The organism is Haloechinothrix halophila YIM 93223, from assembly GCF_000504245.1.
GTDB classification, from domain to species: Bacteria; Actinomycetota; Actinomycetes; order Mycobacteriales; family Pseudonocardiaceae; genus Haloechinothrix_A; species Haloechinothrix_A halophila.
Genome location: NZ_KI632509.1, coordinates 4769516 through 4796102, shown reverse-complemented (window position 1 = coordinate 4796102; position 26587 = coordinate 4769516). Strand labels below are relative to the sequence as shown.

Sequence of the window (26587 nt, the reverse complement as noted above, 5' to 3'; positions counted from 1 at the left end):
GCCGTGATTCTGAACCACTACGACGAAGCAGACCTATCCAGTGCGTTCGGCATCGACATGTCCCCTGTCGAGGGGCTCGAGGTCGGTGCGGGATGGGGCCGTGTTCGGCCCGGGGTGAGCTCGACCAGCCATCAGCACGATGAGACTGAGATGTTCGTGATCGTCGCCGGGACGGGGGAACTGACCGTCGACGGTCGTACGTGTCGCGCTGGTGCGGGCACGGTGGCGTTGTTCGAGCCGTTCGAGTCCCACATCATTACCAATACCGGGGACGAGGATCTCGTGTTCTTCACGCAATACTGGCGTGACACCGAGCGCGCGCGGCTCTCGGCGGTCTCACGGACCCGGCCGCACGCCTCCGGACGTCCGCAGTTCGTCTTCTCCACCCCGCCCACGCCGAACGGGGACTTGCACCTGGGGCACCTGTCGGGGCCCTACCTCGGTGCCGATGTCTATGTCCGGTACCAGCGCCTGCTCGGCAACAGGGCCTGGCATGTGACCGGGAGCGACGACTTCCAGAGCTATGTGCAAGCCGCCGCCGCGCGTGACGGCAGCACACCCGCCGAAACGGCGCGACACTACGGGCGGGAGATCGCCGCCACGCTCGAGGCGATGGACATCGAGGTGGACCAGTTCACGGTCACCAGTACCGACGAGGAGTACGAGCAGGGGCTCCGGCGCTTCTTCTCGCGGCTGATCGCTTCGGGGTGGGTGCGTCCGGCAGCCGGACCGGCCCTTGTGGACGGTGACGACGGCCAGTACCTCTACGAGGTCGCTGTCAGCGGTGACTGCCCGGGATGCTCCGGACCTACCGGCGGCAACATCTGCGAGGAGTGCGGCGAGCCCAACGTCGTGACCGATCTGGTGACGCCACGCTCTCGGTACAGCGAGTCCGAGCCGCGTGTCGTCGACATGGATCGCTACATGCTGCCGCTGCACGAGTTCGCCGACGCCATCGCCGAGCACTATCGGTCAGGACGGGTCCCAGTGCGGCTCCGCGAACTGGCTCGCCGCGTGTTCGGAAGGGACGCGCTCGACCTTCCGCTGTCCCATCCGGCCACGTGGGGTGTCGAACCGGAGCAGGACGAGCTTTCCGGCCAGGTTATCTGGGTGTGGCCGGAGATGAGCTACGGCTTCCTGTACGGCATCGAGCGGCTGGCCGAGACAGTGGGTGAGAGCTGGTCGTGGGACGAGCCGGAAGCCGACTGGAAGATCGTCCACTTCTTCGGCTACGACAACAGCTTCTACCACGCCATCCTCTACCCCGCGCTCTACCGGCTGGCGTTTCCGGAGTGGAAACCCGACATCGACTACCACCTCAACGAGTTCTACCTCCTCGAAGGGGAGAAGTTCTCCACAAGCCGCCAGCATGTCGTGTGGGGTAAGGAGATCCTCACCCCCGACAGCGTCGACGCTGTTCGCTACTATCTGAGCAGCACCAGGCCGGAGGACGAGCGCACCGACTTCCGTCGCGCCGACTTCGAGCACGCTGTCGCCGAGACGCTGGTGGGACAGTGGCAGCGGTGGCTGCACGACGTTGGCGAGCGCGTGCGCCGCGACTACGACGGCAGCGCTCCCGACGCCGGAACCTGGACGGCGGAACACACGGCGTTTCTCGCTCGCCTGTCCCTGCACCTCGACGAGATCACCACAGCACTCAACCCGGAGGCGTTCTCGTTGCGGCACGCGGGGGCCGTGCTCGACGCGATCGTCGCCGACGCACGCGCGTTCTCCCGCCAGCAGTCCCCGCTGCGTGACCTCCCGGAATGGGATTCGGAGGCACGCACGGCCGTCGCTCTGGAACTGGCGGCGGCGCGGCTGCTCGGCAGCGTGTCAGCACCGCTGATGCCGCGCTTCTCCGGTCGGCTCATCGACGCGCTGGGGCTCGCCCAGCTCGACGCCTGGCCGGACACCGTCGCGCTCGTGGAACCGGGCAGCGCGTGCACGCTGGCAGCGACGGATTTCTTCACCGCAGCGCATCCCTCTCCGTTGTTGCTTGACTGGCTCCGCGACAAGGTCGCGAAACTGACACAGCAGCCTGCCGACGGCGACATCATCCATAAATCCATGCCAGCGCTCGGGATGAGCTCGCTGGCGGTGACGACGCTGCAGTACTACCTGCTGACCGAGCTGAAGGCTGATGTGCCGCTGGATGTCCTTGTCGCGGACGTGCCGCTGACAACCGTGGCGTCCCGGCTCGTCGAGCGGGTCGATGCCACGGTGCTCGCCACTGTTGCCGGGGAGGCAGCATGACCGATACACCCGCCGCTATTCTGGCCGACCTGGAGAACTCCGGTCTCGCCATCTCCGTCGTCGACGGAAACCTGAGGATCGAGGGCCGCAGGGAGGCGATGACACCGGAGCTGGTCGACCGGTTGCAGGCAGGCAAGCCGGAACTGCTCGAGCACCTGGCCGCTGCCGAGGACAGCTTCGGGCTCACGCCGCTACAGCGTGGCTACTTCGTGGGCAGATCGGGTCTGTTCGACATCGGCGACGTGTCCAACCAGGTCTACCATGAGATCGAAGGGGTATGGGACCTGGCGGCATTGCAGCGCGCGCTCGAGACCACCGCAGCCGCGCACCCCGCGCTCCGGTTGTGTGTCCTCGACGCGGAGCGGCAAGCCGTGACCGGGACCTACCCACGGTTGACCGTAACCGATCTCCGGGAACTCGATCCTCCCGAGCGGCAGCGAAAGCGGCTGGTGACGCGGGAGCGCCGGTCCCATCTCACGCTTCCACCGGCGGGGCCGCTGCTCGATGCGGAAGTCACGGTGCTCGCCGATGACGAGATGGTGCTGCACGTCAACCACGACGGGATGGCCGTCGACGGGATCAGTATGTTCCTGCTCTTCGCCGAGTGGCACCGGTACTACAGCGCCGGTGGCGCCGCAGACGGTGGCGAAGGTATGGACTTCCGTGTCCACGTCAACGCGATGGCCGCGCTGCGTGACACACCGGCGTACCAGCGCTCCCGCGACTACTGGCTTTCTCGGCTGCACGACCTCCTTCCCGCACCGCAACTGCCGCTGGCGAAGGATCCCGGCGCGTTGGACGGGACCCGCGTGGTGCCGCGACACGTGCGGCTCAAGGCCGATGCCTGGAGCCGGTTCCAGCAGCGCGTCACGGCCGCCGGTGTCAGCAGGTCGGTCGGCGTGCTGACCGCGTGGGCGGAGGTCCTGTCGCTGTGGGGAGCCGGGCCCCGGTTCACCGTCAACACCACCGTCGCGCAGCGACAGCCCGTCCATCCCGAGGCGTTCCGGGCGATTGGCCAGTTCTCCGATCCGTTGCTGCTCGCGGTGAACCTCGACCGGTCGCGCACGTTCGGTGAGCGTGCCCGCGCGCTGCAGGAACAACTGCGGACGGATCTCGATCACCGGCACTACTCCGGCATCGACGTCATGCGTGACCTGGCACGGCAGCACGGCGTCGGCCAGCACACCGCGATGCCGTACACGTTCAATAGCACGCTGGACGCGCTCGACGGCGTCGACGGCTCGACGCTGGAACGGTTCGGGCCGGAGGTGTTCACGGTATCGCAGACACCACAGGTGTACCTTGACGTGTTCGTCCTCCAGCAACACGGCGAGCTCGTCGTCCGGCTCGACGCGGTCGAGGCGCTCTATCCCTCGGGTATGCTCGACGCTCTGGCCGGAGCCCTTGAGACGCTGCTGCACCGGTTGTGCGACGAGCCCGCATGGTCGGAGTACGGCTTCGACCTGCTTCCCGCCGAGCAACGCGAGCGGCGCCGCGCGGCCAACGACACCGCGGCCGACCGGCATCCGGCCATGCTCACCGACGCCTTCGCACATCACGCGACGCACGATCCGGACGCGCCCGCCGTCATCACGTCGCGGGAGCGGGTGGGCTACGGCGACCTGTATCGCAGGGCGGGAGGCATCGCCTCCTGGCTGCGCGAGCACGGGATCGAGCGCGGTGACCGGGTCGGGCTCGTGCTGCGGCGCGGTCCCGACCAGATCGCGGGTATCCTCGGCACGCTGTTCGCGGGAGCGGCCTACATCCCGATCGATCCCGACCTTCCGGCTGCCCGCCAGGGCTACTACCTCCGCGACGGCGGCGCCCGGCTGGTCGTCACGAACGCGGCTGACATCGACTACGGCATACCAGCACTCGACCTTGCCGAGCCCCCTCCGGGAGAGACACCGGCACGCCCGGTGGACGCGACACCGGACGAGCTGGCCTACATCCTCTACACCTCGGGCAGTACCGGGGATCCCAAGGGTGTGGCTGTCACTCACGAGAACGTGACCAACGTGGTCGAGGACTGTGCCGGACGATTCGGCATCGAACCGGCCGACAGATTCTTCGCCATCAGCGCGTTTACCTTCGACCTGTCGGTGTGGGACGTCTTCGGTTCCCTCAGCGCCGGTGCCGCACTGGTGCTACCCGACGCCGACCGCGCGGCGGACCCGGAGCACTGGAGCGAGCTCGCCACCGATGCCGGGGTGACGGTGTGGAACTCCGTCCCCGCGATCGTTCGCATGCTGCTCGACCAGGAACGGCCGCTGCCGCCTTCGCTTCGCCTCGTGATGATGAGCGGCGACCGGATCCCTCCCGATCTTCCCAGCGCTTTGTACCGGCAACGACCGAACTTGCGCGTTGAGTCGTTGGGAGGGCCGACGGAGACCACGATCTGGAACGTGCGCTACTCGATCCCACCGGATCACCCCGAGGACGAGCCCGTGCCTTATGGACGTCCCAACGGGAACAATCGCGCCTACATCCGCGACGGTGACGGGCGTGATTGTCCCGACTGGGTTCCTGGGGAGATCCTCGCGGCCGGTACCGGCGTCACGCCGGGATACTGGAACGCACCCGAGCTGACCGCGGAGCGCTACATCCACGACAAGGACACCGGCGAGCGGCTGTACCGCACCGGCGACCTGGGGCGGTACCTCCCCGACGGGACGATCGACATCCTGGGCCGGATCGACTTCCAGATCAAGGTCAATGGCTATCGGATCGAGACGGGTGAGATCGAGACCCGCCTTGTGGCAACGGACTCCGTTGCCGAGGCCGCCGTTGTCGCTCGTGAGGGGGCCAGCGGGACGGTGCTCGTGGCGCATCTCGTGGCGCGCGATGCCGACCGCGTGCCGTCACTCGACGAGCTGCGCGCGGCGCTTCGTACCGACCTTCCGGAGTACATGCTCCCGGCACACGCCGTCTGGCACGAGGCGTTGCCGCTGAACCGCAACCGGAAGGTCGATCGCAAGGCGCTAGCCGAGTTCCCGCTCGACACCGCGAGCGGCGAGCCTTCGACGGCCACCGACCCCGCGTTGGAAGCGGAGGTCGCCGAGATCTGGTCGACGGCGCTGCGCGGCATCGACGTCGACGTCGACGCGGACTTCACCGCTCTCGGCGGGGACTCGCTCACCGCGGCGCGCATCCTGACGGCGGTGCGGGGCCGCTACGGGGTGGCGCTGCCTGTCGATGCGATCTACGGGCTCAACACGGTGCGGGCGATGGCCAATCACATCGTCGCCGTGACAGCGGGGGAGTGATACGGGTAATGGAGTCGGTCATCAACCACATCGTCGCCGACGTTCCCCGGCACGAGGGCGAGCTGACCGTTGCCGGAATAGGCGGGACGCGAACCGTACCGCTGGCGACGATCTACCAGCAGGCGCGATCGGTCGCCAACGGGTTACGCGACCAGGGAATCCGGCCGGGGGATCGGGTCGGAATCCTCGCGGGTAACAGCCTGGAATGGGCGTTGCTCGATCTCGCGGGGCTGCTCCTCAAAGTACAGACGGCAGGGTTCGAGCCGGACAAGTTCGCACCAGCGGCGGACCTGCTGGATCGCTACGATCTCACCGTCCTGTACGCGGACAAGGTGCCATCCGACGAGCGTGACCCGAGGATACGCCCGCTATCGGACGTCGGTGACTTCGCCGACACGGCGGCGTCGCTGGAGCCCGTTCACTACCGGCCCGATGAGACGACGACGGTGAAGTTCACGTCAGGCTCAACCGGTGTCCCGAAAGGACTGGAGGCGACGGTCGGGAGCATCGACTCCTCGCTGAATGCGGTGCAGGAGATCTTCCAGCATGACCGAGGGGACAACCTCCTGGTGTTCCTCCCGCTGGCACTGCTTCAGCAGCGCTATTGGATCTACTCGGCGCTGCGCTGGGGACATGACGTCACCATCACCACCTACCAGTCCGCGTTCGCGGTGATGTCTGCCGTCCGGCCGACGGTTGTCATGGGGGTCCCCGGGTTCTTCGATGCCGCGAGGCGATATCTCGAGAGCCAGGTGCGCGCGGGCACGGACGCGAGCGTGGCGGCTACCGAGCTCATGGGCGACAGAATCCGTTACTTGTGGACGGGCTCGGCGCCCGCCGATCCCGCCACCTTGCGGTTCTTCAATGATGCGGGGTTGCCCATGTACGAGGGCTACGGGCTGAACGAAACCTGCATCGCGACCAAGAACCACCCGCGAGCGCACCGGCAGGGAAGCGTGGGCAAGGCGATGCCGGGCAAGGAGATCATCATCGACGACGATGGTGTCGTGTGTGTCCGCAGCGATTACCCGGTCAATGTGGCTTACACCTACGCGGAATCCGGCGCGAGTGACAAGATCTTCCTGCCGGACGGTGTGGTCCGTACCGGTGATCGTGGGCACCTCGACAGCGACGGTTACCTCTACATCCACGGCAGGTCCGACGACGTCATCGTCCTCGAGAACGGGAAGAACGTCCTCGCTCGCCCGATCGAGGAACGGTTCCGCCATACCGGAGCCGTTGCGGAGTGCGTGATCTTCTGTCCCAAGCAAACGGAACTTGTCGCGGTCGTCTCGCCCCATTCGGAAGGTACCGACGCGCCGGCGATCGCTTCCGCGCTTGACAGCGTCAACTCGGAGTCCGAAAAGGACGAGCGCGTCGCCCGCGTGATCGTGGCCTCCGAACCGTTCACGACAGGCAACGGCCTGCTCACATCGCAGTTCAAACCGATCCGGCAACGCATTCGGGAGCGGTACGAAGACGCGCTCCACGACCCGAAGGAGGGTATCCGTGCACGACAACCTTGATACGCTCGCCCGCGAGCAGCTTTCGCACGTGCTGCGTGACCGGCCCGATCCAGCGTCGCTGGACGCGGCGGAGGATCTGGTGGGTTCCTACGGCCTCACCTCGCTCAACAAGGTTCTCTTCCTGACATCGCTGTGTAAGGAAGCGAGTGTCAGCCTGACCCATTTCTCCGAGGACGACCTCGCCGGTATGCGCACGTTGAGCGATGTCGTGGCGGCGCTTCGCCCGCACGTCACCGAGCAAGGGGAGGTCCGATGAGCGCGAGTGCGTGGCGCGATACGGCGTCTGCCGTTCTCGAGAACGACCATGTCCGGCTGGAGCCAGTGAGCGAGGCTGCGCGGGAACCGTTGCGCGTCCTCGCGCGGGACGCGTGCATCTGGACCTATTTCGTCGGCCGGGGCGACAGCGACGAGGCATTCGACTCGATGTTCGACGCCATGCTGACGGATCAGCGAGCAGGAACCCGTGCGGTGTATACGATCTATGACAAGCTGACTGGTCGGTTCGCCGGGAGCTCCAGCTACGGCAACATGGCCGAGAGCGAGCGGAGGTTGGAGATCGGCTGGTCGTGGCTCGGACGCCGATTCCAGGGGCGCGGTGTCAACGGGTGGACGAAGTATCTCCTGCTGGAGCATGCGTTCGAACGCATGGATGCCGAGCGCGTGGAGTTCAAGACCGACGCCTTCAACCGTCAGGCACGCGCGGGTCTGCGCAACATCGGAGCCCGCGAGGAAGGCATGCTGCGCAGCTACAACTACATGCCCGATGGAAGGCGAAGGGACGCCGTATACTACGCGATCCTTGCCGGTGAATGGCCAGCGACCAAAGAGCGGCTTCGGCGGCGCGTCACGGCATCGGTCGCGGTGCCATGAGTGAGGTGACGCACCTCACGCTGTCCGGCTCCGCCTATGCTCGCGGACTCCAACACGGCCGGGCGCTGTCGGGGCGCCTTCGCGCGTTTCTCGACGACTCGCTGGCACGTATCGGCCAGTTGCGCGATCGCGCTGTCTCATTGGATGAGCTTCGCGAGGATATCGCCGCGCACCGTGCCGTCGCTGCCGAGGCGCTGCCGGATGTGGCGGCAGAGGTGCGTGGCCTGGCGGCCGGTGCCGCGATTTCCTTCGACGAGGCATGGCTGTTACAACTGCGCCGCGAGATCCTCGGCTACAGCCGCGTGACAGCGGGTGACTGCACCACGTATGCCGCGACGCGCGACGGTCCGGTGCTGGCGCAGACCGTCGACCTGAACGGCAACCTGGATGACTATGTCGCTGTCCTTTCCGTCTCAGGGCCCCGGTACCGGTCGCTGGTGCTGAGCTTCGGAGGACTGCTTGGCTATCTGGGGGTCAACGAGGGGGGCGTCGGCGTCGGGTTGAATCTCGTCCTCGGCGGTACCTGGCGGGCGGGCGTGCCTCCCTACCTGGCGATCCGCCACGTTCTCGACGTGAGTGACAGCGTGGATCACGCCCTTGAGGTGCTCCGCGAGCTACCGCTGGCGAGTTCACGGGCGATCATGCTCTGCGACCGGCAGCAGGTGGCCTGTGTTGAGATCATCGACGGCGCACATCGGGTGCTGCGGGGTCCCGAGCTGGTCCACACGAACCATTTCCTGCATCCCGAGTTCGCCGAACGCGATGAGCTCAACGTGTTCGCGCGCAACTCGTCGGTACGGCGACTCGAGGCGGTCCATGCGCACGGTATCCCGGACCCCACCGACGCGGGCGCGCATTACCGCCTGCTCTCCCAGCCACCCCTGTGCGTTCCCGATACGGGCGACATCCGCCGCGAGCGCACGGTGGCGGCGGTGCTCATGCGTCCCGATCAGGGAGAGCTCCTGCTGTGGCCGGGAAACCCGGCCATGTCGGCAGGACACTCGTGGCACCTCGGCTGAGCCGGACGACGCACCGTCGATGCCTGGCTGCTCCGAGGTCGTAGTCGGCGCGGCCCTGCCGGTGAAGCATGTCGATGGCGTCGATGTCTTTCTCGATGCCATCGAGCGGGCCCAGCCCGGCGAGGTGTTGGTCGTCGACGACAGAGCCTGGGCGCTACCGCGACGGGCATGACGCACACCGGCGGCTGCCATCCGTCGAGGTGAGCTCTCCGCTGGGTGACGGCTCCCGCCCGAACGCGATCTCGCTGCGGCCCTCGCCGTGGGACGCAACACCGTGGTGGGGGCATACCGACGGCTGAAGGCCACATCGATGGTCGGGAGGCGGCAGGGCAACGGCACGTGGATTGAGTCAGCACTCGATCGCGGGCCGGCCAGATCCCCAAGATCAGCCACGAGCTGAGCCAGGTCGTCACCGTCGTCCCGCTCTACGCCGCGTTCCTCATCGTGATGGCCGGACTCGGGCTCGGGTGTTCCGGCTCGACGTCTACGTTCACGCCATCCCCCGCCTGGTTTCCCCACACCGGCAACCAACCCGCTGAGACGAACTGCCGCCGCGCTGGACGCAGCGACCGCCGTGGTGGATCCGGTGGGACTCGAACCCACACTGGCACGGACCTAAACCGTGTGCCTCTGCCAATTGGGCTACGGATCCTGATCGTCACGAGCTTAACCGTTGTGTCCGTGGCGTGACCGTGTGGCCCTGCACGGCGTGGCCTGTGCGGTGTGGTCGCGTGTCGTGATCTACCGTTATGGCCTGGCGGCAGCAGCGTTGGCCGGTCACCCCGCCAGGAACGGAGGAGGATTCGTGGTTCGCGATCAGGAAGCCATCAAGCGTGACATCGAGAAGCACCGGGACGCGCTGGCGTCGAACATCGACCAGCTCAGCACGCGGGTGAACCCGAGGCGGCTCGCCGACGACGCCAAGACCACCGCGAAGAGCACGTTCGAGGAGCCGAAGGTGAAGTACCCTGTCATCGCCGTCGTCGTGCTGATCGTGCTGTTGCTGTTGCGCAAGCTCCTGCGCTGACGTCTCCGGCCGCGCGCCGAGCTGGATGCCGTATGCCTAGGCGCTGGCCCTCTTGTTGATCAACATCACGCGCCCCGAAAGTCCCGGCGCGGCCGAGGAGCCCGGGGTCCGGGTCAGTCCGCGTCAGCTCCCGGTGGCCGCGGTGGCGACCGCCGGTTCCTTCTGCTCGCTGGTGGCCGCAGTCTCTGCGTCCGCGCTGTCGGCCGTTGCCTCCGAGTTCGTGCTGGCGGCATCGGTGCTCGCCGTCGCGGCCTTGCGCGCCGACGGAGTGCCCGACGCTTGTGCGGCTCCAGACTGCGCGCCTGACGTCGTCAGCCGTGCCTCGATGTAGGCGGCGGTGAAGTCGAGCGCGCTGCCGTTGAGCAGGTGCACCACCGTCCTGCCGCCGTGCTCCGGGGCAACCTTCTCAACCAGTTGGTCCGCGCGATCGCGTGCCGCGATGATGCCGGGTGCGCGGTCGGTGAGTTCCTTACCGAGACCGGATACCGTGATCGTCCAGTCGGCGTCGTCGTGGACGTAGGTTGCCGTAATCGGATCCACCGTGTTCATCCCTCTCGCTCATGGACGTCGATCACCGCGCCTCACAGGCTGGCGCCCGGGTTCGCAGTGTGACCGTGTGACCCTGCTGCGTGCGACTCCTGATGTCGATCGTCACCGGTTAGTCCGCGAATAACCACGAAATTGACCCGATCGGGCGAGCGTCGTTACGACATTCGCCGAGTGCTGTCTAGTAATGGGGCCGATGAAGCGGGTCAGTCCGCCGCTGTGCCCCGGTCCGGCTCCTGCCAGGACGCCATGCCGTTCCAGATGATGTTCATCGTGTACTGGGTGGCCAGTTCCGGCGTGGCGTGGTCATGCCGCTCGTACCAGACCGCCATTCGCTCACACGCGCCCACGAGGATCTCCGCGGCGGCCTCCACTTCCTCCTCGGAAGCGCCGGACAGATGTGCGCGCATCAGCAACGTGTTGAAGTCGGTCTGCTGCTGGCGGATGGCCTCCACTTCTTCGGAGGCCACCGGACCGAGAAATGACAGCTCGTGCCGCAGCAGCGACCACGCGTCCTGGCGCTCGGCCATGAACCGGAAGTAGGCGAGCAGTCCGCGCTCCAGCACTTCCTTGCCAGTCGTCGCGCCGGTCACCGCCCGTTCGGTCGCCTGCCGCAGCGCGGTGCGCGCTTCTCGGATCGCCGCGAGCAGCAGCCCCTCTTTCGAATGGAAGTACTCGTAGAGCATCGGCTTGGAGACGCCGACCCGCTCGGCGATGTCATCCATCGATGTCGCGACGTAGCCGTGCTCGGCGAAGGTGGTGACCGCGACGTCGATCATCTGTCGTTCCCGCTCAGCCCTCGGCATGCGCTTGCGGCGGGGTGGTGGTCCACTGGGTGATTGCTTGTTGATGGCGGTCACATCACACACTCTACCGGAAGTAACCTACTGATAGTAAGGTAAGCGGTGAGGGGAACGACCGAAGCAAGGATTGGGGCGCGATGAGCAGCACCGGAACCTCGGAAACCAGCAGGGAACGGGCGACGATCGTGATCGTCGGTACCGGTTTCTCGGGCCTTGGTATGGCCATCCAACTGCTCAAGGACGGCCGCGACGACTTCGTCATCCTGGAGAAGGCGCACGAGGTCGGCGGCACCTGGCGCGACAACACCTACCCCGGCTGCGCTTGCGACATCCAGTCGCACATGTACTCGTTCTCCTACGAGCAGAATCCGAACTGGTCGCGGGCGTTTTCCGGGCAGCCGGAGATCTTCGAGTACCTCAAGGGTGTCGCCGACAAGTACGGGCTGCGCGAGTTCATCCGGTTCGGCGTCGAGATGACCGGCGCGACCTGGAACGAGTCGGACGCCACCTGGACCGTTACCGGAGCCAACGGTGAGACCTTCGTCGGCAGCTATCTGATCTCTGGTGTCGGCGCGCTGCACATCCCGAACATCCCGAAGCTGTCCGGCATCGAGACGTTCCAGGGCGAGCAGTTCCACTCCGCCGACTGGAACCACGACTACGACTTGCACGGCAAGCGCGTCGCCGTCATCGGAACGGGCGCGAGCGCGATCCAGTTCGTACCGCAGATCGCGCCCGAGGTGGAGCGGCTGACGCTGTTCCAGCGCACGCCGCCGTGGGTGATGCCGAAACCGGACCACCAGGTCCCGCGCTGGGCCAAGGCGCTGTTCCGTCGTGCGCCCATCACGCAACGGGCGGTGCGCAACGCGCTGTATTGGTTCCTCGAGTCGCGCGCGATCGGCTTCAACGGCCATCCGGCGATCATGAAGGCGGGGGAGCGGGTCTGCCGCCGTCAGATCAACAAGGCCATCAAGGACCCTGAGCTGCGGGCCAAGCTCACCCCGGACTACCGGATGGGCTGCAAGCGGGTGTTGCAGGCAAACGACTACTACCCGGCGCTGGCCAGGCAGAACGTCGATGTCATCACCGACGGTATCGCCGAGGTGCGCGAGCGCAGCATCATCGACAGTGCGGGTGTCGAGCACGAGGTCGACGCGATCATCTACGGCACCGGCTTCCATGTCACCGACGCGTTCGACTACCTGGACATCACTGGCGAGAACGGCCGTGACTTGTCCACCGAGTGGGCAGAGAAGGGGATGACCACCCACAAGGGCATCACGGTCGAGGGCTTCCCGAACCTGTTCTTCCTGCTCGGGCCGAACACCGGACTTGGCCACATGTCCGTGGTGTTCATGATCGAGTCGCAGGCGCGCTACGTCATCGGCGCGATCAACCATGTCGAGCGCTCCGGCGCGCGGGCGCTGCGGGTCCGCTCGGACGCGCAGGAGGAGTTCCAGCGCGAGATCCAGGACAAGCTGGCCAAGGGTGTCTGGAGCACCGGCGGCTGCACCAGCTGGTACCTGGACGCCAAGGGCGTCAACCGCACGCTATGGCCCGGGTTTACCTGGAAATACTGGCTGGAGACACGCAAGGTCGATACCAGCGACTACGAGCTGGTCGGCAGGCGATCGGCTGAGGTGCCCGAGGGCGCCGCGCGCTGAATGACATTCCGCCGCGCTGAATGATATTCCGCTGTGTTGGGCCTTGGCTCCACCGGCGAATGTCGCTTTCCCCGCGGCTAACGCGGGGACGGCGTCACTCACCGCAGCGGATACGAGCTGCCGGTGGCGCCGCCGTCGGCCGTGCCGTTGTCAGCGGCGTTCGGGCTGTTCGAGCTGCTGGCGCCATTGCCTGAGCGGCGTCCGGTCAGCTCCCGCAGGTAGCTAAGCAGCTCGACCGACGTCGTGCCGCACAGCTCGGCCATTCGCTCGATGGCCGCCGTGGTCAGCGTGATCTCGTTGCCGCTTGCCGGGTCGGTCTCCCGTAGGCGGTCGGCGGCCCAGCGGCGCAGCGGCAGCAACGTCGGCTCGGTGGACTCCGCGATTTTGCTGAGGTCGACCCTGATCTCGTCCGCTGCCGTCGTGAACAGTCGCCGGTCCACCCGCGCCAGCACGTCGTGCGGCTTCTCGCCCAGCGCGAGGCAGATCTCGGCGAACCGGACGACCGAGCATTGCCGCGTGCCGTGCTCGTAGGTGGCAAGCGTCTGCAGCGAGATCGTGCTCTGCAGCCGTGCGTTCAGCTGCTTGCGCGTCCAGCCGCGGCTCTTGCGCAGCGTGCGCAGCTCGTTGCCCAACATTCGCTGGTAGTGCTCGCTGTCCAGGTGCACTGGTCTCATCCCTCAGCTCGAACCACGTGGCTAGCACCGGTTCAGCGGTGCGTCAGTGAGGCGGCATGGCGACCTCACTAGGTGAAAGCCATTCGATGCTGGATCCTGACGCGAATGAACCCAGAATAGTGCTGCGAGTTAGTTCACACAGGTGACGCCATCGGCCGTGATGGTGTCGTTTTTGGGTTGTTCGCCCTGTTGTTGTGGCTGGGGCGGCGCCTCGTTCTGCGCGGCGGGCTGGCCCCCGGACTGGGTGCCACCGCCGGCCGCCGAGGCGTCCTGGCCTGGGGGCGGGAAGTCGGCACCGAGTACCGCGGTCACCGTGCCCGCGGCCAGGGTGGGGTCCACCTCGATGTGCGCCGGTCCCTCCAGCGCCGAGGCGACCCGCCGTGCGGCGTCCGTCTCGCCGGGGGCGTGCCGGACGACCGTCGCATCCCTCGCCGCGGCGTTGCCGACCTGGCCCGTGGCGAAGCCCGCCTGCGCCAGTCGCTCCGAGACGTCGCCAGCCATGCCGGTCACGCCCGCCGCGTTCAGCACCGTGACGGTGATCTTGGCGTTGCCCGCTTTGTCCGTCTCCGCTGGCTTCTGGTCATCGACGCTGCCGGAGAGGCCTTCGATGAACTGCTGTACCTGCCAGGGATCGACCTCGACGGCCGAGCCGTCCGGGGTATCGAGGCCGATGCTGCCGACCGGGATGGTGTGGAACTCGATCTGGCCGCCGGTGAGGTCGCTCATCTGGTTGGCGAAGTCGATGATGTCCCAGCCCTCGTTGAGCACGACGGAGTTCTCGATCGCCGTCTTGAGGTTCCTGAACTTCTGCGGGTTGGCCAGCGTGCCCGCCGAGATGACCTTGCGGGCTAGTCCTGCCATGAACACCTGCTGGCGCACGACGCGGTCGATGTCACCCCTTGGCAGGCCGTGCCGCTGCCGGACGAACGCCAACGCCTCCGCGCCGGAGATCGTCTGCTGGCCGGCGGCGAAGTCTGCGCCGGAGTATGAGTCGCTCACGGCGTTCTTGAGGCAGACGTCGACGCCGCCGATCGCCTGGGTGATCTCGTAGAAGCCGAGCAGGTTCACCGAGGCGTAGTTGTCGATGGTGCGGCCGGTCAGCGTCTCGACGGTCGCGATCAGCGACTTCGCGCCTGCCTCGTTTGACTGGACGTCGATCTGCTGGGGATCGGTGACGCCCGCGTCCCTCAGCTCGCGCTCCTTGGTGGTCTTCGCGCGGCCGTAGGCGGAGTTGATCTTGTGCTGGCCGTAGCCGGGGATCTCGACGTAGGAGTCCCGAGGCATCGAGAGCGCGACGGCCTTGCTGCCGTCGTTCGGGATGTGGAGCAAGATCAGCGTGTCAGTGTTCAGTTCGCCGTCCGCGACACCGGCGCGCAGCTTGCGCAGCATCTCCTGCGGCAGCGGGTTGCCTTTCGCGTCGGTCCGGCTGTCCATGCCGACCAGCAGGATGTCGCGGGAGCCGTCCGCCGGTTGGTCACCGCCGGCGCCCTCGCTGAGGACGTCGACGACGACCACGCCTTCGAGGAAGCCCTCGACCGCGGCCCATGAGTAGCCGGTGAGGCTTACGACCAGGATTGACACCAGTGACAGTGCCACCTTGGTCGCGAGCAGCGGCAGTGTGCGGCGGTCCTGCCGCGAGAAGCGCTCGTGGCCGGACCGCCGCGAGCGGTCGCGCGGCGGCGGGGTGCGGCCAGCGCCGCCGGGTCGGCCGCGCTCGTTGTGCCGCGCCGTCGCTCCAGCACCCGCCGAGCCCGGTCGGCTGGCCGGGGGACGTCGGGCGCCCGGTTCGGCCGGTGGTGGGGTGGCGCGGCGCCTGGTCGGGCCAGAGTCGCCGGGGCGCGCCTGCGGCGGCTGGCGGCGCGCCTGGCGGGGGTGTGGCTGAGGCGGCTGTGGGGTGGAACGCCCTGGTCGCGGCGCGCGGTCGGGCCCGGGCTGACCATCGCCAGACCGTGGCCGCTGTTCCACCTGCCTGCTCCCTTCGCTTCCCTGCCCGTGCGATGCGATTGGCGACTCGCATGAGTTGACGCCCGTCACGCCCGGCCAGGTTGCCTGAAGCGTAGGAGATTCACGATCTATCCCCGGCCGTCGGGCACAGGTTACGGCGTTGGAGTGAAACCAGTGTTGTGTGTCCCTCGGATCGTCGGCGTGTCGGAGCTAGTCGACGCGGGGTCGCTGGTCAGGGCTGTGTGGATGGCCGAGAGTCCCGATGATCACGGATGTGCTCAACGTTCCCTTGGTGGCCCGAAACGGCGAATCGCACCTGATTCCTGCCGTTCTCCTTCGCCTCATACACCGCCGAATCGGCGGCATGCAGCAGTTCGTCCACAGTGTTCCCGTGGTCGGGATAGACCGCGACACCGATCGACGTGGTGCGGTTCGTGATGGTCGTGGGCGCGCCGCGCCGTCCCGTCGTCCGGATCCGCAGGTCGGCGATCGCGGTCCGCACCCGCTCGGCGGCGCGTTCGGCGGCAGCGACTTCGGTGTCGAGAAGCAGCACGACGAATTCTTCGCCACCGAACCTGCCGACGATGTCAACCGGTCGCACGATCTTCTGCAATAGCCTGCCCACCGCGAGGATGACCTCGTCGCCCGCTGGATGGCCGTAGGTGTCGTTGATCCACTTGAAGTAGTCGAGATCGATCATCAGCAGAGCCACGCGGTCGCCCGCTCGCCTGGTGCGTTCGAATGCCCTCGCGGCGGACTCCGACCAGCCGCGCATGTTCAGCAGTCCGGTCTTGGCGTCGGTCTGGGCGTCGTCTTGGAGTTGGCTGATCTCAGCCAGCCGGTTCCCGAGCACGCTCACGAGTACGAGCACGACGATCGCGGGCGGGAGATACACCAACAGGACGGCGTTGATGGCGCCAAGGCCCACGGTTCCCGCGTCGAGAAGGTTGTCGGTCCTGGTGCCAAACACCGCGCGCAGCGTCGGCCGGACGGAATTGCTCAACGCCAGTACCGCGGCGACGGCTAGTGCCTGGATAGTCGCGTATACGAACCCGGCCGCGAAGAGATATCCGAACTCGGCTACCGAGTTGTCATCTCGCAAGGTGCTCAGCGCGGTCGGGTCGAGTACGCCAAACAGCCAATGTGCCGCTGCCGCTGCTGCGGCGGTGGTCAAGGACGTGAACAGGAAACGGTGCGGTGGCCGCCGCCAGTTGAACCATCGCTGCCCGCCGACGAGAACGATGAGCAGTAGGGTGAGGCTCATCGGCAACAGCAATGCGGCAGGGAAGATCCAGATCCCGGTGAGGTCGATGAAGACGGTTGTCAGACGGTTTCGTCTCCGCTCCTCTTGCCTACGGGTCAGTTGAATGTGCGCCGTAGCGCAGGCTGCCAGACTGGCGAAACGTATCCAGTCGACGGTGGTCGTGGGTTTCGAGATAGCGATTCCCCACACCACCAGCAGCAGTGTCAGCGGCTCCCAGATAGCGAGGAATACGATTACCCGTGATCGGAGTGTCCACAGTTCCCAGTTACGGGGGTGGGCTGCTTTGATGGCCGCACTCGCCGTTTTCTTCACGCCCTGCTCTGCCCGTCCGGCACGGTGTTCCCGGCCCGGCAGTGCCGCGCGGCCATCCTGCGGCGCCACGCGCCCCGTCATGCAGTGCCTTCTGTCTGGTGTCGGGGCGTGCTCATACCATCTCGCCCTACTGCCCCGACCAACTGTTGGGGCCGGAAGGGTATAAGTGTATAACGCATCGATTCTATTATGTTCATGTTGGCTGGTGCTAGTTGAGAAATGTTCATCGTTCCAGCCACGCGGTGTGTTGACCGTGAAATAGGAAATGGGAGGTGCGAGATGTCCGATCGCGCATGGTGACTGTACGTATTGGCGAGCAGTTCTCATCGGATGAGGAGGTGCGAGATGTCTGATCGCGCATGGTGACTGTACGTATTGGCGAGCAGTTCTCATCGGATGAGGAGGTGCGAGATGTCTGATCGCGCATGGTGATGGGCTTGGTTGACCGCTGTGGGATGCATTGATCAATTCGGGAGGTGCGAGATGTCTGACCGCGCATGGTGAACCCGATCTGACAGAAGTGGCCGATGGGCGTCATGGCGTCGGCCTGTGCCCAGGTGTTTTGTTGAGCTGCCACCACGTGGCCGCGAGCGGCACGGCGATGACGACGCCGAGTACTCCCGCGATGGTCACGGTGTGCGAGGCGGATCCGAGCCATTCCGCCACAGCGCCACCCAGAGCGACGCCCAGTCCCTGCACGACGCGGAGGCTCGCGTGGCTGACGCCGATAACGGAACCTCGCACCCCGTTGGGCACGGAGGTGTTGACTGTCGCGATCACGGTGAGGATGTATGCCCCCGTGGTTCCTGACAGCGCTAGCAATGCGAGGGCGAACGGCATAGTCGGCTGTGCCACGAACGCGATGAGCACGGCCGGAGACGCTACCGCGAGCGGGCCGATCAGCCGCAGTCGTACGTGTGCCGGGACGTAGTGCGAGAACACGAAGGCGCCGATGATGAACCCGAGCGGATCGGCGGCGAGCAGCCAGCCGACGGCGTGGTTGGGTGCTCCGAGCTGATCGGCGAGCGGTGCCGCGAGGCCTTCTGGCACGACCGTGAGCCCGGCGAGCAGAGCGAGCCCGAGCAGCACTCGGAGTTTCTTGTCAGACGCCATGAGACGGGCGCCGTCGAACCAGCCATGCTCGTCTCCTGCTGCGCTCGGCCGCCAGGTGACACCCGCATACACCAGCCACGCCGCGACCACAAAGGTCGCCGCGTCGATGGCGAGCGCTGCCCGTGTGCCGATCAGGGTGACGAGCACGCCGCCGCCTGCCAGGCCGAGCAGCATCATCACGTTCATCGTGATGCCGCGCAGGTCCTGGCTCCGCAGGTAGAGCGCGTCGTCATCGAAGACGTCGCGAGTGGTCGCGTTCTGCGCCGCGTTCGCGGGCGCTGACACGAGTGAGACCAGGAAGACCAGGGCACACAGCAGCACGAGCGGCATGCCGGGGATCGTCATCAGCGCGACGAGCGCCGCTTGCACCAGTGCGCTGCCGACCAGCAGAGTGCGGCGCGGTACGCGGTCGGCGAGTTGCGACAACCCGAGGCCGCCCGCCAGCGCTGGCAGGAAGGTCATCGCGTAGACGAGGGCGGCCCAGAGCGCGGACTCGGTACGGTCGTAGACCATGATCGCGAGCGCGACCTTGGCGAGCTGGTCACCGGCGATGGACAGCGCTTCGGCCAGCCAGAGCCCGCGGAACTCGGGATTCGCGACGACGTCAACGACCCGGGGTATGCCTCGGTGCCGCTCGCTCGTCGAATCCGAGTGGCTTCGCGAATCCGAGTCCGTCGGCTCCGACTCACCTCGCGACTCCGGCTCACGTTGCGACGTCGATGCGCTCGGCGACTCCGATGAATTCTTGTGCACCGCTGCGTTGCCCGTCCTCGATGACTTGCTGAGTTAGTGCCCCCTCGGAGCGGTGACGTCGTGCCCCGGCGCGGCCTGACGGCCTGTAGCCACCGCTTAACCGATTCGTAAGCCTTGTGCCAGATAGTACTAGTGCCAACACATACTGTCAGTGGCTTCGGCTGGGTGATCGGTCCACTGATTACACCCCACTAATCAGCGGTCACTCATTCGACGCATTGACCGGACCGTTCATCGACAAGCTATGCCCGCTGGGCGCTTCCAGTCACACACTGAGTAGAGCCGCACGGCCACAAGGCGTGGCTGATCGCGGCTGCTACGGGGAGTGGGTGACATGAACACGCTCGAAGGCAAGGCCATAATCGTCACTGGAGCGGGCCGTGGACTGGGCGCGGCGTTCGCGACCCACGCCGCTGACGCCGGCGCCAACGTCGTGGTCAACGACATTGACGTCGCGTGCGCGGAACGCACCGCGAAGGTGATCATCGACAGAGGGGGCAGGGCGGCCGTCAGCGGACACTCGGTCGCTGACCCAGCACAGGCGGAGGAGATCGTCGCGACCTGTGTCGGGGAGTTCGGCACCATCGATGGCCTCGTCAACAACGCTGGCCTCAACTACGAAGCCGTGTCCTGGCAGGACGACCCGGAGCGGATTCGCGAACTGGTCGAGGTCAACGTGCTCGGCGTCATGTATGTCGGCGGCGCAGCCGCACGAGCGATGGTCGACCGCAGCGGCGGGTCGATCGTCAACATCGCGTCCGGAGCCTCGCTCGGGCAGCGCAACCTCGCCACCTACGCCGCGAGTAAGGGCGCGGTCGCCTCGCTGACCTATTCCTGGGCGCTGGACATGGAGGCTGTCGGGATCAGGGTCAATGCGGTGTGCCCGCTGGCCTATACCCGCATGATCGCCAAGTCGGAGCGGTCAATGCGCGCCTGCAAGCAGGACCGCACGCCAGACCGGGTGGCGCCGCTCGTCGTCTACCTGCTCAGCGACAGTGCGGATGGCGTTACCGGGCAGTTGGTGCGTTGCAACGGCTCACAACTGCACATCGTCGGCCAGCCATACCTCAAGGAACCGATCCTGGAGCGCGAGCTGTGGGACGTCGACAGCGTCCGGCGCGCGTTCGATGAGGTCTTCGGCGCGCACCTGGAGCCGTACGGGCTGGAGAAGCGGGTGCCGCCCCGGCTGCGGAAGTGGGTGGAGCCGCTGCGGAGCGCGTGAGCGCGAGGCGCTCGGCCGGTGTCCGCGCGTCCCGAGCCGTGCCGGGCCAGCCTCGTGGACCGGTGTGGGCTACGTGCGCGCGCGGCGGCGGGAGCGCGCGTAGCCGAGCAGGACCGCGAGCCCGACCAACGCGGCGAGGGCGGCGAGTAGCGGCAGCGGGCCGATCGCGTCGACCCAGCGGGCCAGCGTCTGCTGGATCGCGCCCGCCGCGTTGATCACCGGGTCGCTCGGGTCGGCGTTGCCGTGGAACAACCGCAGCTCATAGACGCCGTAGTAGCCGACGTAGCCGCCGACAACGATCAGCAGCACACCGCTGATCCGGTTCACGTACGGCAGTAGTCGCCGCATCCGGGTGACCGCGCTCGCGCCAGCCACCGCGACCGCGATCGCAAGGACACCGACGACCAGCGCCATGCCAGCGCCGTAGGCCAGGAACGCCAACACACCGAGCAGCACGGAGCCGCTCTGGAACGTCGTCCCGGTGACCGCGAGGAACGGGCCGATGGTGCAGGACAACGACGCGGTGGCGTACGCGATGCCGTAGCCGAGCATCGAGCCGAGCTGTGCGGTCGGTGTGCCACCGGCGAACTTCGGCAGCAGCACGGTCAGCTCCCTGCCGCCGACCAGCCACCCGCCGAGCCCAATCAGCGCGGCTCCGATCACGACGGTGACCGCGGGCAGGTACTGCTGCACCTGACTGGCCAGCGGCGCGACCACCAGGCCAAACGCGCCGAAGACGAGCAGGAAACCGAGCGTCATCGCTGCGGTGGCCGCTAGCGCTCGTGCCATCGCCGTCGCTTGGCTGCGTTCGGTGCCCTCGCCGAGCACGACCAGCGCCAGGTACGCGGGCAGCATCGCGAACCCGCACGGGTTGACGGCGGCGACGAGTCCGGCGCTCAATGCGAACCCCAGCGTCGTCGTGTCCATCAGTCAGCAGGCAATCGCGGGTCAGCCGGCCATCGCGGACAGCCGGACGTCGAGCTCCTCAGCCGACAGCGAGCCCTTGACGACGTCGACCGAGCCATCAGCGCCGATGAAGGCGAACGCGGGCTGATAGGTCACGCCGAACCGCGCCCAGACGGCGGCGTTCGCGTCGTTGAGGTTGGTGAAGCCGTCGATGCCGTATTTGGTGGCGAAGTCCTTCATCGCGGACACCTCATCGCGCGCGGCGACGCCGACGAACGTGACCTGCTCGCCGTGCGTGGCCTCCGCGTCGGCGATCGTGGGGGCCTCCCGCTGGCAGTTCGGGCACCACGGTGCCCAGAACCACAGCACAGCGGGCTCACCGGCCAGCGACGTCCCGTTGAATGTCGAGCCGTCCAGCGTCCGCGCGCTGAACCGGAGCTCTTCCGGCGTGGGCGCATCAGCCTTGTTGTCCTTGGCCTGCTTGTCCGAGGGCTTCGTGGTCGTGGTGTCCTCGGCCGGTGCGCTCACCGACGTCTGGTCCTTCACCGATGACGGGGCGCTTTCGCCGCTCGATCCGCACGCGCTCACCAGCAGCAATGCGGCCGACGCGAGCAGCGCCGACCCTATCGTGCGGGCACTGGCGTTCATGGTGGCGACCTCCTGGCGTGGGCATGCGGCAACGGCGCTGACAGCGTATGCCGCCAGCGTAGTTCCGCGCGGCGGGTCGGCACGCGGCACGGGGGCGTTCGTAACTGTTCGGTAAGACGCGGTCGCCGCGACATGAGGGTCGCAGCGTCTCGCGCTCGGCTTGGCACGCGGCGCTCAGCCGCCGAGTGCGCCCTCGATTTCCACGGCCACCTCGTCGGCAAGCCGCAACGCACCGAACAACGCCGAGTACGGTTTGATTCCCCACTCCGTCTGCGTGACCGCGGCCCTGCCGCGCACGAAGCCGTCATCACCGAGCCGGACATAGGTGGTGAGCGGCTGCGTGACGGCCATGATCGTGAGGTCGCCGTCAATCTCGATCCCATCGCCGCTGCCACGGACCGCGGTCGACGTGAACGTAATGGCGGGGTAGACGTCCGGGAAGAGGATCTTGTCGCGAATAGTGCGCTCGATCTCCGTGCGGTCGGCGTCCGAGAGCGGCAGCACCCCGCCCGCGCCTTCTCGCACCTCGAATGAAGCGGTGTCGGCCGCAACGCTCACCGATGACGTCGTCACATCCGGCTCCGGCACGCTGACCTGGGCTTCCCAGCGGGTGACCTCGATGGTCAGATCCTGTCCCGCTCGCGCGCCGAGTCCGGTGCGGCTGGTCCTGACGAACAGCCGTGCCGATGGCGGGCCGAGCGAGAATTGGCCGATGAGCGGCGTCATGGCCTCAGGCTACGCACCAGGACGCCGGGCCACCGGCTGTGTCACGAGTTCGGGACGAGCAGGATCCATACCTGGCCTTGCCCCATCGGCAACGGCGTGCCATCCGTGGTCGTGAAGCGGGTTGGCGCGTCCGGGGATGGTCGCGACCACTGCGCGTCGAACCGCCTGCCGTTCCGCAGCACCGTCGCATCGCCGTTGCCCACGGTGCGATACGTCGGCGACCGGTTGCCGCTGGCATCCGCCTGGCCCTCGCTGGTGATGTCGACGTGCTGCTCGACGATGGTGGCCGCACTCAGCTCTTCGCTCTCGGTGTCGCTGACCGGCGTGCCGTCCGTGGTGATCAGCCAGCCCTCGCGGGCTGACCAGGAGAACTCGAACGTCGCGTTACCGTAGTTCGTGGTGTGGCTCGCCGCGACGACCCCACCTGCCGGTGCGTCACCGCGCTGGATCACGGTTTGTTCCGGCGGGGCGTCCGGGGAGGGTAGCGCGGCAGGGTCGACGTAGAGGTTGTGCGGAGACTCGCGTTCCGTCTCCCGGTAGTAGCCCTCGCTCCTGCTCGGTGACGCGGGCACGAGCGGGGCGTCTGCCAGGTCGGTGAGCACTTCGGGTGCGGCGCCCGAATAGGCGAACGTGGGGTGGCCGTACTGGGCGAGCAGTTCGATGTCCGACGCCCGCGCACTGCGTACCGGCCCGATCGCGTCGGGTAGTTCGCCGGTGTAGATCCCGAGCAGTCGGGTGAGCCCGCCTTCGACCGGCGTGACGTAGATGGCTTCGGCCGCGCTGAGGCCGGTCTGCGGCCGCGCCGCCGCCACGTTGTCGATCTTTACGGCGAGCACTGACTCAGTCGGCAGCGTGTCGTCTCGCGCTTGGTCAGGACTCGGCTCTGAGAGCTGCATGACGTACCAGATCATGCCCGCCACCAGCGCAAGCGCAAGTGCGATCGCGACCGCGATCAGCCACCCTCGTGCTCGTCGGTTCATCTTCACTCCATCGTGGACTGTCAGTGTCCATGATCCTCTCGGTATGGGCCTGGTCAACCGGAATGGGGTGGTCGTGGCGGAGGCGTGACCTGGGCGTTGCCGGCGCGACGTCGGGTCCTGCGCTCCCGACGCTGTGCCTGTCGTGCAGGCTCACACACGGTCGGAAGCCGATCACCGTGGGACGTCGAACTCCACCCAGAGCGGATAGTGGTCGGAGATGTGCCAGGACAGCGTCGTCAATGTCTGCTCGCCGAGCAAGTTGTCAACGAAGTCGAGTTGACCACCTGCCGCGCACTCCAGGTTCAGCACCGCCCTGCCATGGGTGCCGTGCGTGAACCATGCGATCTGGTCGTAATGGTGGTGTTTGCCAGGCTTGTCGAAGATTGTGCGCGGCAGCGTCGCCAGCGGCGGCGCGGGAGTGAGACCCGTCGAGGTGAATGCGTCGAACAGCGGATCGTCAGCGCGGTCGATGTTGAAGTCACCCAGTGTTATCAGGTTGTGATGCCAGCCGAACTCGCGCTCGGCCCAGTTCGCTAGCCACTGCGCGAGCGCGGTCAGCTCCGGCAGGCGGTCGCTCGGTTTGTCGCCGTAGTTGATGTGCAGCGTGACCAGCGTGAACGTCTGATCCGCTGAGCGGAAGCTGACCGCGTACGGGGTGCGGGCGAACTGCCGGTCGAGCACCCCGCGACTCACCCTGGCTGGGCCTTCGCCGAGCGTGACCACGAGTTCACACGCGAGGCCGGACGGTTTGACCCGTTCAGTGTCGTACAGGAAGCTGAGCCGTTCGCCGTTGCCTGCGTGCCCGCCGGTGACGTCGGTGAGGAGGAAAGCCCACGTGTCGCCGAGGATCTTCAGCAGGTATCGCAGCGCGCGCAGGTTACCCCGGATTTCTTGCACCGCGACGACGTCGAACCGGCGGATGTGCGCGGCAATGTAGTGCAGGTCAGCGAAGTTGCGCAGGGGAGAGGTGTCCTCCGGCGTCTCCCACGCCTTGGTGAGGTCGGAGAGCGCCCGGATGTTCCACGTGGCGACCAGGATGTTGCGACCAGGCTGCTTCGCGGGAACCGTCGCTTCGAGCGAGTCGTCCAGCCGCCCGACGGTGCGGGTGACGAAGGCGGGCGGCGCGAGGATGTCCGGTGTTGCTGCCATAGCTGCCGATCCGACGCTCGAGTAGGTCTTGCTCGAAGGTCGTCGCGACAGGGCGGGTAGTTACACCGGGTGCCGGAGGGGCGAACACAGCGTCGGGAGCGCAGGACACGGCGTCGGGAATGCAGGACACGGCGTCGGGAATGCAGGACACGGCGTCGGGAATGCATGACACGGCGTCGGGACGCTGGGGCCGTGCGGATGACAGCACCCGCACGGCCCCAGCGTGTTCCGGTCAGCTCGCCGCGGTGGCTGGGGTGCGGGCCGCCGCCATGCGGCGTTCCGCGAGCCGGTCGGCCGCCGTGGCGGGTGGGACGCCCTCGGTGTCGGCGAGTTCGAGGACTTCCTTGGTCGTGGAGAAGATCTTCGACGCGAGGTCCTTCGCGCGGTTGAAGTTGAACCCGTGCAGTTCGTCCGCGACCTGGATGACGCCGCCGGAGTTCACCACGTAGTCCGGCGCATAGAGGATGCCGCGCGCGGCGAGGTCCTGCTCGACACCGGGGTGGGCGAGCTGGTTGTTCGCCGCGCCGCACACGATGCTCGCCCGCAGCACCGGCACGGAGTCATCGTTGAGCGCGCCGCCGAGAGCGCACGGCGCGAACACGTCGATGTCCGAGCGGATCAGTGTCGCCGTGTCGGGGACGACGTGCACCTCAGGGTGGTTGCGCTGCACCCGCTCGACCGCGCGCTCTTTGACATCGGTGATCACCACATGGGCGCCCTGCTCGATCAGGTCGTCAACCAGCAAGTGGCCGACCTTGCCGACGCCGGAGATGCCGACTGTCCTGCCCCGCAGCGATGAGCTGCCCCAGCGGTGTTCGGCGCAGGCCTGCATCCCGCGCAGCGTGCCGTAGGCGGTCAGGATCGAGGAGTCGCCAGCGCCGCCGTGTTCCTGGGAGCGGCCGGTGACGTAGTCGCACTCGGTCGCGACGATGTCCATGTCGGCGACGAACGTCCCGACATCGCAGGCGGTGATGTAGCGACCACCGAGCGACTGCACGTAGCGGCCGTAAGCTCGGAGCAGTTCGGGTGTTTTGTCGGTCGCGGGGTCGCCGATGATCACGGCCTTACCGCCGCCGAGCGGCAGCCCGGCGAGTGCGGTCTTGTACGCCATCCCCTTCGACAGGTTGAGTACGTCCGCGAGCGCGGCGTCCTCCGACTCGAACGGGTAGAAGCGCGTGCCGCCAAGCGCGGGGCCGAGCGTGGTGGAGTAGATGCCGATGATGGCGGTGAGCCCGCTCGGCTCGTCGTGGCAGAACACGACTTGCTCATGCCAGGGCTTGGTGGTGAACACTCTCGCAGTCATGGTGATGACCTCTCGTTGTCGGCCCCGTCCGTCGCTTGTGGCTTGGCCGGGGCACGTGAGCATGTGTGCCTGACTCTATGGTGCCCCTTCTCAGCGCCGCGAGCCCGCGAGCTACACCGAGCCGTTGCCGTGTCGTGGCAGGGGATGACACGGTCGGGCAGGCCGTCGGCGGACATCGGGCAGGCCGTCGGCGGCGGGCGACGGCGACATCGGACGACGGCAGCTGCCCCTCGGCGGCGGCGCCAGTCGGCTCATCGGTGGCGTCCGGCGGCACCACCCGCGCTCTTGATCATTTCCACGCGTTCCGGTACCGCATCGGCGCTCGTTCCGACCAGAATGGTGGTGAATCTGACATATCTGTTGCGGAAACAACTAGTGTGTGTGGCCCGGTTCAGAAGTTGTTTCTAGAGAAACCGTTCCGCAAAATGCAACCGCACATAACTTAAGGTAATAACTCGTACGCGATCCGTGTTCGGCTACACACCATGGTCAACCGAAGGTCGCAACGTCAGGCAAGCGGACCAAGCGAGGGCGGAGAAATGGCCAAAAATCTACCCAGGGTAGTTTTTGTTGCTGCAAGTGAGTGACGGCGTGATCGGTGTGGCCTAGAGCACGGTAG

At 66.8% G+C, this 26587-nt stretch carries 21 protein-coding genes, 1 tRNA gene and 2 pseudogenes; 11 read left to right on the top strand and 13 right to left on the bottom strand.

Features of this window, described 5'->3' with window-relative positions; genetic code table 11:
- Window positions 1-3: 3 nt before the first annotated feature.
- The 8 genes and pseudogenes from AMYHA_RS21825 to AMYHA_RS28450 all read left to right on the top strand — a co-directional run.
- Window positions 4-2253, top strand: coding sequence for a class I tRNA ligase family protein (locus AMYHA_RS21825; protein WP_034274092.1), 2250 nt, complete (start codon window positions 4-6; stop codon window positions 2251-2253).
- Window positions 2250-5519 (top strand): non-ribosomal peptide synthetase, encoded by a 3270-nt coding sequence (locus AMYHA_RS21820; protein ID WP_034274089.1) that lies wholly within the window; start codon window positions 2250-2252, stop codon window positions 5517-5519. Before AMYHA_RS21825 ends, AMYHA_RS21820 begins: the two co-directional genes overlap by 4 nt.
- Before the next feature lie 8 nt (window positions 5520-5527).
- Window positions 5528-7045 carry an AMP-binding protein gene (locus tag AMYHA_RS21815; protein WP_034274086.1) on the top strand — a complete coding sequence of 506 codons (1518 nt, stop codon included), beginning with the start codon at window positions 5528-5530 and terminating at the stop codon, window positions 7043-7045.
- Complete coding sequence (locus tag AMYHA_RS21810; RefSeq protein WP_034274083.1) at window positions 7029-7301, top strand: hypothetical protein; 273 nt, start codon at window positions 7029-7031, stop codon at window positions 7299-7301. The genes AMYHA_RS21815 and AMYHA_RS21810 overlap by 17 nt, the downstream gene beginning before the upstream one ends.
- Window positions 7298-7915, top strand: coding sequence for a GNAT family N-acetyltransferase (locus tag AMYHA_RS21805; protein ID WP_034274080.1), 618 nt, complete (start codon window positions 7298-7300; stop codon window positions 7913-7915). Before AMYHA_RS21810 ends, AMYHA_RS21805 begins: the two co-directional genes overlap by 4 nt.
- Entirely contained in the window at window positions 7912-8934 is a 1023-nt protein-coding gene (locus AMYHA_RS21800; protein ID WP_034274078.1) for a C45 family autoproteolytic acyltransferase/hydolase, read from the top strand. Before AMYHA_RS21805 ends, AMYHA_RS21800 begins: the two co-directional genes overlap by 4 nt.
- Window positions 8935-8953: 19 nt before the next feature.
- Window positions 8954-9106, top strand: coding sequence for a hypothetical protein (locus AMYHA_RS27205; RefSeq protein ID WP_157362300.1), 153 nt, complete (start codon window positions 8954-8956; stop codon window positions 9104-9106).
- A 60-nt stretch (window positions 9107-9166) separates the two neighbouring features.
- Window positions 9167-9334 (top strand): annotated as a pseudogene (locus tag AMYHA_RS28450) (GntR family transcriptional regulator); the annotation flags it as partial.
- A 175-nt stretch (window positions 9335-9509) separates the two neighbouring features.
- On the opposite strand, the gene AMYHA_RS21795 reads toward AMYHA_RS28450, so the two are convergent.
- Window positions 9510-9586: transfer RNA gene (locus tag AMYHA_RS21795), tRNA-Leu, on the bottom strand.
- Between the two features lie 153 nt (window positions 9587-9739).
- Between AMYHA_RS21795 and AMYHA_RS21790 the strand changes: the two genes are divergently transcribed.
- Entirely contained in the window at window positions 9740-9961 is a 222-nt protein-coding gene (locus AMYHA_RS21790; RefSeq protein ID WP_034278317.1) for a DUF3618 domain-containing protein, read from the top strand.
- A 123-nt stretch (window positions 9962-10084) separates the two neighbouring features.
- Here AMYHA_RS21790 and AMYHA_RS28045 read toward each other — a convergent pair whose 3' ends face one another.
- Together AMYHA_RS28045 and AMYHA_RS21780 are read right to left on the bottom strand one after the other, a co-directional pair.
- Window positions 10085-10510, bottom strand: coding sequence for a hypothetical protein (locus AMYHA_RS28045; RefSeq protein ID WP_034274076.1), 426 nt, complete (start codon window positions 10508-10510; stop codon window positions 10085-10087).
- 203 nt (window positions 10511-10713) lie between these two features.
- On the bottom strand, window positions 10714-11313 hold the full coding sequence (locus tag AMYHA_RS21780; protein ID WP_034274074.1) for a TetR/AcrR family transcriptional regulator: 600 nt from the start codon (window positions 11311-11313) through the stop codon (window positions 10714-10716).
- 134 nt (window positions 11314-11447) lie between these two features.
- On the opposite strand from AMYHA_RS21780, the gene AMYHA_RS21775 reads away from it, so the two are divergent.
- A complete protein-coding gene (locus AMYHA_RS21775) occupies window positions 11448-12974 on the top strand; it encodes a flavin-containing monooxygenase (RefSeq protein WP_034274072.1) in 1527 nt (508 codons plus the stop codon).
- Window positions 12975-13174: 200 nt separating this feature from the next.
- Here AMYHA_RS21775 and AMYHA_RS21770 read toward each other — a convergent pair.
- The 4 genes and pseudogenes from AMYHA_RS21770 to AMYHA_RS21755 form a co-directional block, all read right to left on the bottom strand.
- Window positions 13175-13639, bottom strand: a pseudogene (locus AMYHA_RS21770) (helix-turn-helix transcriptional regulator); the annotation flags it as partial.
- 138 nt (window positions 13640-13777) lie between these two features.
- The gene (locus tag AMYHA_RS21765) at window positions 13778-15613 is read right to left on the bottom strand and encodes an LCP family protein (RefSeq protein WP_084037428.1); all 1836 of its coding nucleotides are present in this window, start codon (window positions 15611-15613) and stop codon (window positions 13778-13780) included.
- 211 nt (window positions 15614-15824) lie between these two features.
- Window positions 15825-17249, bottom strand: a complete 1425-nt coding sequence (locus AMYHA_RS21760; protein WP_084037427.1) for a sensor domain-containing diguanylate cyclase — start codon at window positions 17247-17249, stop codon at window positions 15825-15827.
- Window positions 17250-17702: 453 nt separating this feature from the next.
- Window positions 17703-18902 (bottom strand): MFS transporter, encoded by a 1200-nt coding sequence (locus tag AMYHA_RS21755; protein WP_034278308.1) that lies wholly within the window; start codon window positions 18900-18902, stop codon window positions 17703-17705.
- Between the two features lie 466 nt (window positions 18903-19368).
- Here AMYHA_RS21755 and AMYHA_RS21750 point away from each other — a divergent pair, with 466 nt between their 5' ends.
- On the top strand, window positions 19369-20256 hold the full coding sequence (locus AMYHA_RS21750) for an SDR family NAD(P)-dependent oxidoreductase (RefSeq protein WP_034274070.1): 888 nt from the start codon (window positions 19369-19371) through the stop codon (window positions 20254-20256).
- Between the two features lie 69 nt (window positions 20257-20325).
- On the opposite strand, the gene AMYHA_RS21745 is transcribed toward AMYHA_RS21750, so the two are convergent.
- The 6 genes from AMYHA_RS21745 to AMYHA_RS21720 all read right to left on the bottom strand — a co-directional run bounded on the left by AMYHA_RS21745 (window position 20326) and on the right by AMYHA_RS21720 (window position 25968).
- Window positions 20326-21183: a cytochrome c biogenesis CcdA family protein gene (locus AMYHA_RS21745; RefSeq protein WP_034274068.1), complete on the bottom strand. Its 858-nt coding sequence runs from the start codon at window positions 21181-21183 to the stop codon at window positions 20326-20328.
- Window positions 21184-21204: 21 nt separating this feature from the next.
- On the bottom strand, window positions 21205-21810 hold the full coding sequence (locus AMYHA_RS21740) for a protein disulfide oxidoreductase (protein ID WP_034274065.1): 606 nt from the start codon (window positions 21808-21810) through the stop codon (window positions 21205-21207).
- 174 nt (window positions 21811-21984) lie between these two features.
- A complete protein-coding gene (locus tag AMYHA_RS21735; RefSeq protein WP_034274063.1) occupies window positions 21985-22536 on the bottom strand; it encodes a YceI family protein in 552 nt (183 codons plus the stop codon).
- A gap of 41 nt (window positions 22537-22577) precedes the next feature.
- Window positions 22578-23516 (bottom strand): DUF3048 domain-containing protein, encoded by a 939-nt coding sequence (locus AMYHA_RS21730; RefSeq protein ID WP_034278306.1) that lies wholly within the window; start codon window positions 23514-23516, stop codon window positions 22578-22580.
- A gap of 171 nt (window positions 23517-23687) precedes the next feature.
- Window positions 23688-24665: an endonuclease/exonuclease/phosphatase family protein gene (locus AMYHA_RS21725; RefSeq protein WP_034274060.1), complete on the bottom strand. Its 978-nt coding sequence runs from the start codon at window positions 24663-24665 to the stop codon at window positions 23688-23690.
- 232 nt (window positions 24666-24897) lie between these two features.
- Window positions 24898-25968, bottom strand: a complete 1071-nt coding sequence (locus AMYHA_RS21720) for a Glu/Leu/Phe/Val dehydrogenase dimerization domain-containing protein (RefSeq protein ID WP_034274058.1) — start codon at window positions 25966-25968, stop codon at window positions 24898-24900.
- Window positions 25969-26587 lie beyond the last annotated feature (619 nt).

Bases quoted from the DNA above. Each gene is read 5' to 3' on its own strand.
- AMYHA_RS21775 (WP_034274072.1), top strand. From the start codon at position 11,448: ATGAGCAGCACCGGAACCTCGGAAACCAGCAGGGAACGGGCGACGATC.
- AMYHA_RS21815 (WP_034274086.1), top strand. From the start codon at position 5,528: ATGGAGTCGGTCATCAACCACATCGTCGCCGACGTTCCCCGGCACGAG.
- AMYHA_RS21740 (WP_034274065.1), bottom strand. From the start codon at position 21,810: ATGAACGCCAGTGCCCGCACGATAGGGTCGGCGCTGCTCGCGTCGGCC.
- AMYHA_RS21725 (WP_034274060.1), bottom strand. From the start codon at position 24,665: ATGGCAGCAACACCGGACATCCTCGCGCCGCCCGCCTTCGTCACCCGC.
- AMYHA_RS21760 (WP_084037427.1), bottom strand. From the start codon at position 17,249: ATGACGGGGCGCGTGGCGCCGCAGGATGGCCGCGCGGCACTGCCGGGC.
- AMYHA_RS28045 (WP_034274076.1), bottom strand. From the start codon at position 10,510: ATGAACACGGTGGATCCGATTACGGCAACCTACGTCCACGACGACGCC.
- AMYHA_RS21780 (WP_034274074.1), bottom strand. From the start codon at position 11,313: ATGCCGAGGGCTGAGCGGGAACGACAGATGATCGACGTCGCGGTCACC.
- AMYHA_RS21720 (WP_034274058.1), bottom strand. From the start codon at position 25,968: ATGACTGCGAGAGTGTTCACCACCAAGCCCTGGCATGAGCAAGTCGTG.
- AMYHA_RS21730 (WP_034278306.1), bottom strand. From the start codon at position 23,516: ATGAACCGACGAGCACGAGGGTGGCTGATCGCGGTCGCGATCGCACTT.
- AMYHA_RS21735 (WP_034274063.1), bottom strand. From the start codon at position 22,536: ATGACGCCGCTCATCGGCCAATTCTCGCTCGGCCCGCCATCGGCACGG.
- AMYHA_RS21820 (WP_034274089.1), top strand. From the start codon at position 2,250: ATGACCGATACACCCGCCGCTATTCTGGCCGACCTGGAGAACTCCGGT.
- AMYHA_RS21750 (WP_034274070.1), top strand. From the start codon at position 19,369: ATGAACACGCTCGAAGGCAAGGCCATAATCGTCACTGGAGCGGGCCGT.
- AMYHA_RS21745 (WP_034274068.1), bottom strand. From the start codon at position 21,183: ATGGACACGACGACGCTGGGGTTCGCATTGAGCGCCGGACTCGTCGCC.
- AMYHA_RS21805 (WP_034274080.1), top strand. From the start codon at position 7,298: ATGAGCGCGAGTGCGTGGCGCGATACGGCGTCTGCCGTTCTCGAGAAC.
- AMYHA_RS21800 (WP_034274078.1), top strand. From the start codon at position 7,912: ATGAGTGAGGTGACGCACCTCACGCTGTCCGGCTCCGCCTATGCTCGC.
- AMYHA_RS27205 (WP_157362300.1), top strand. From the start codon at position 8,954: ATGCCTGGCTGCTCCGAGGTCGTAGTCGGCGCGGCCCTGCCGGTGAAG.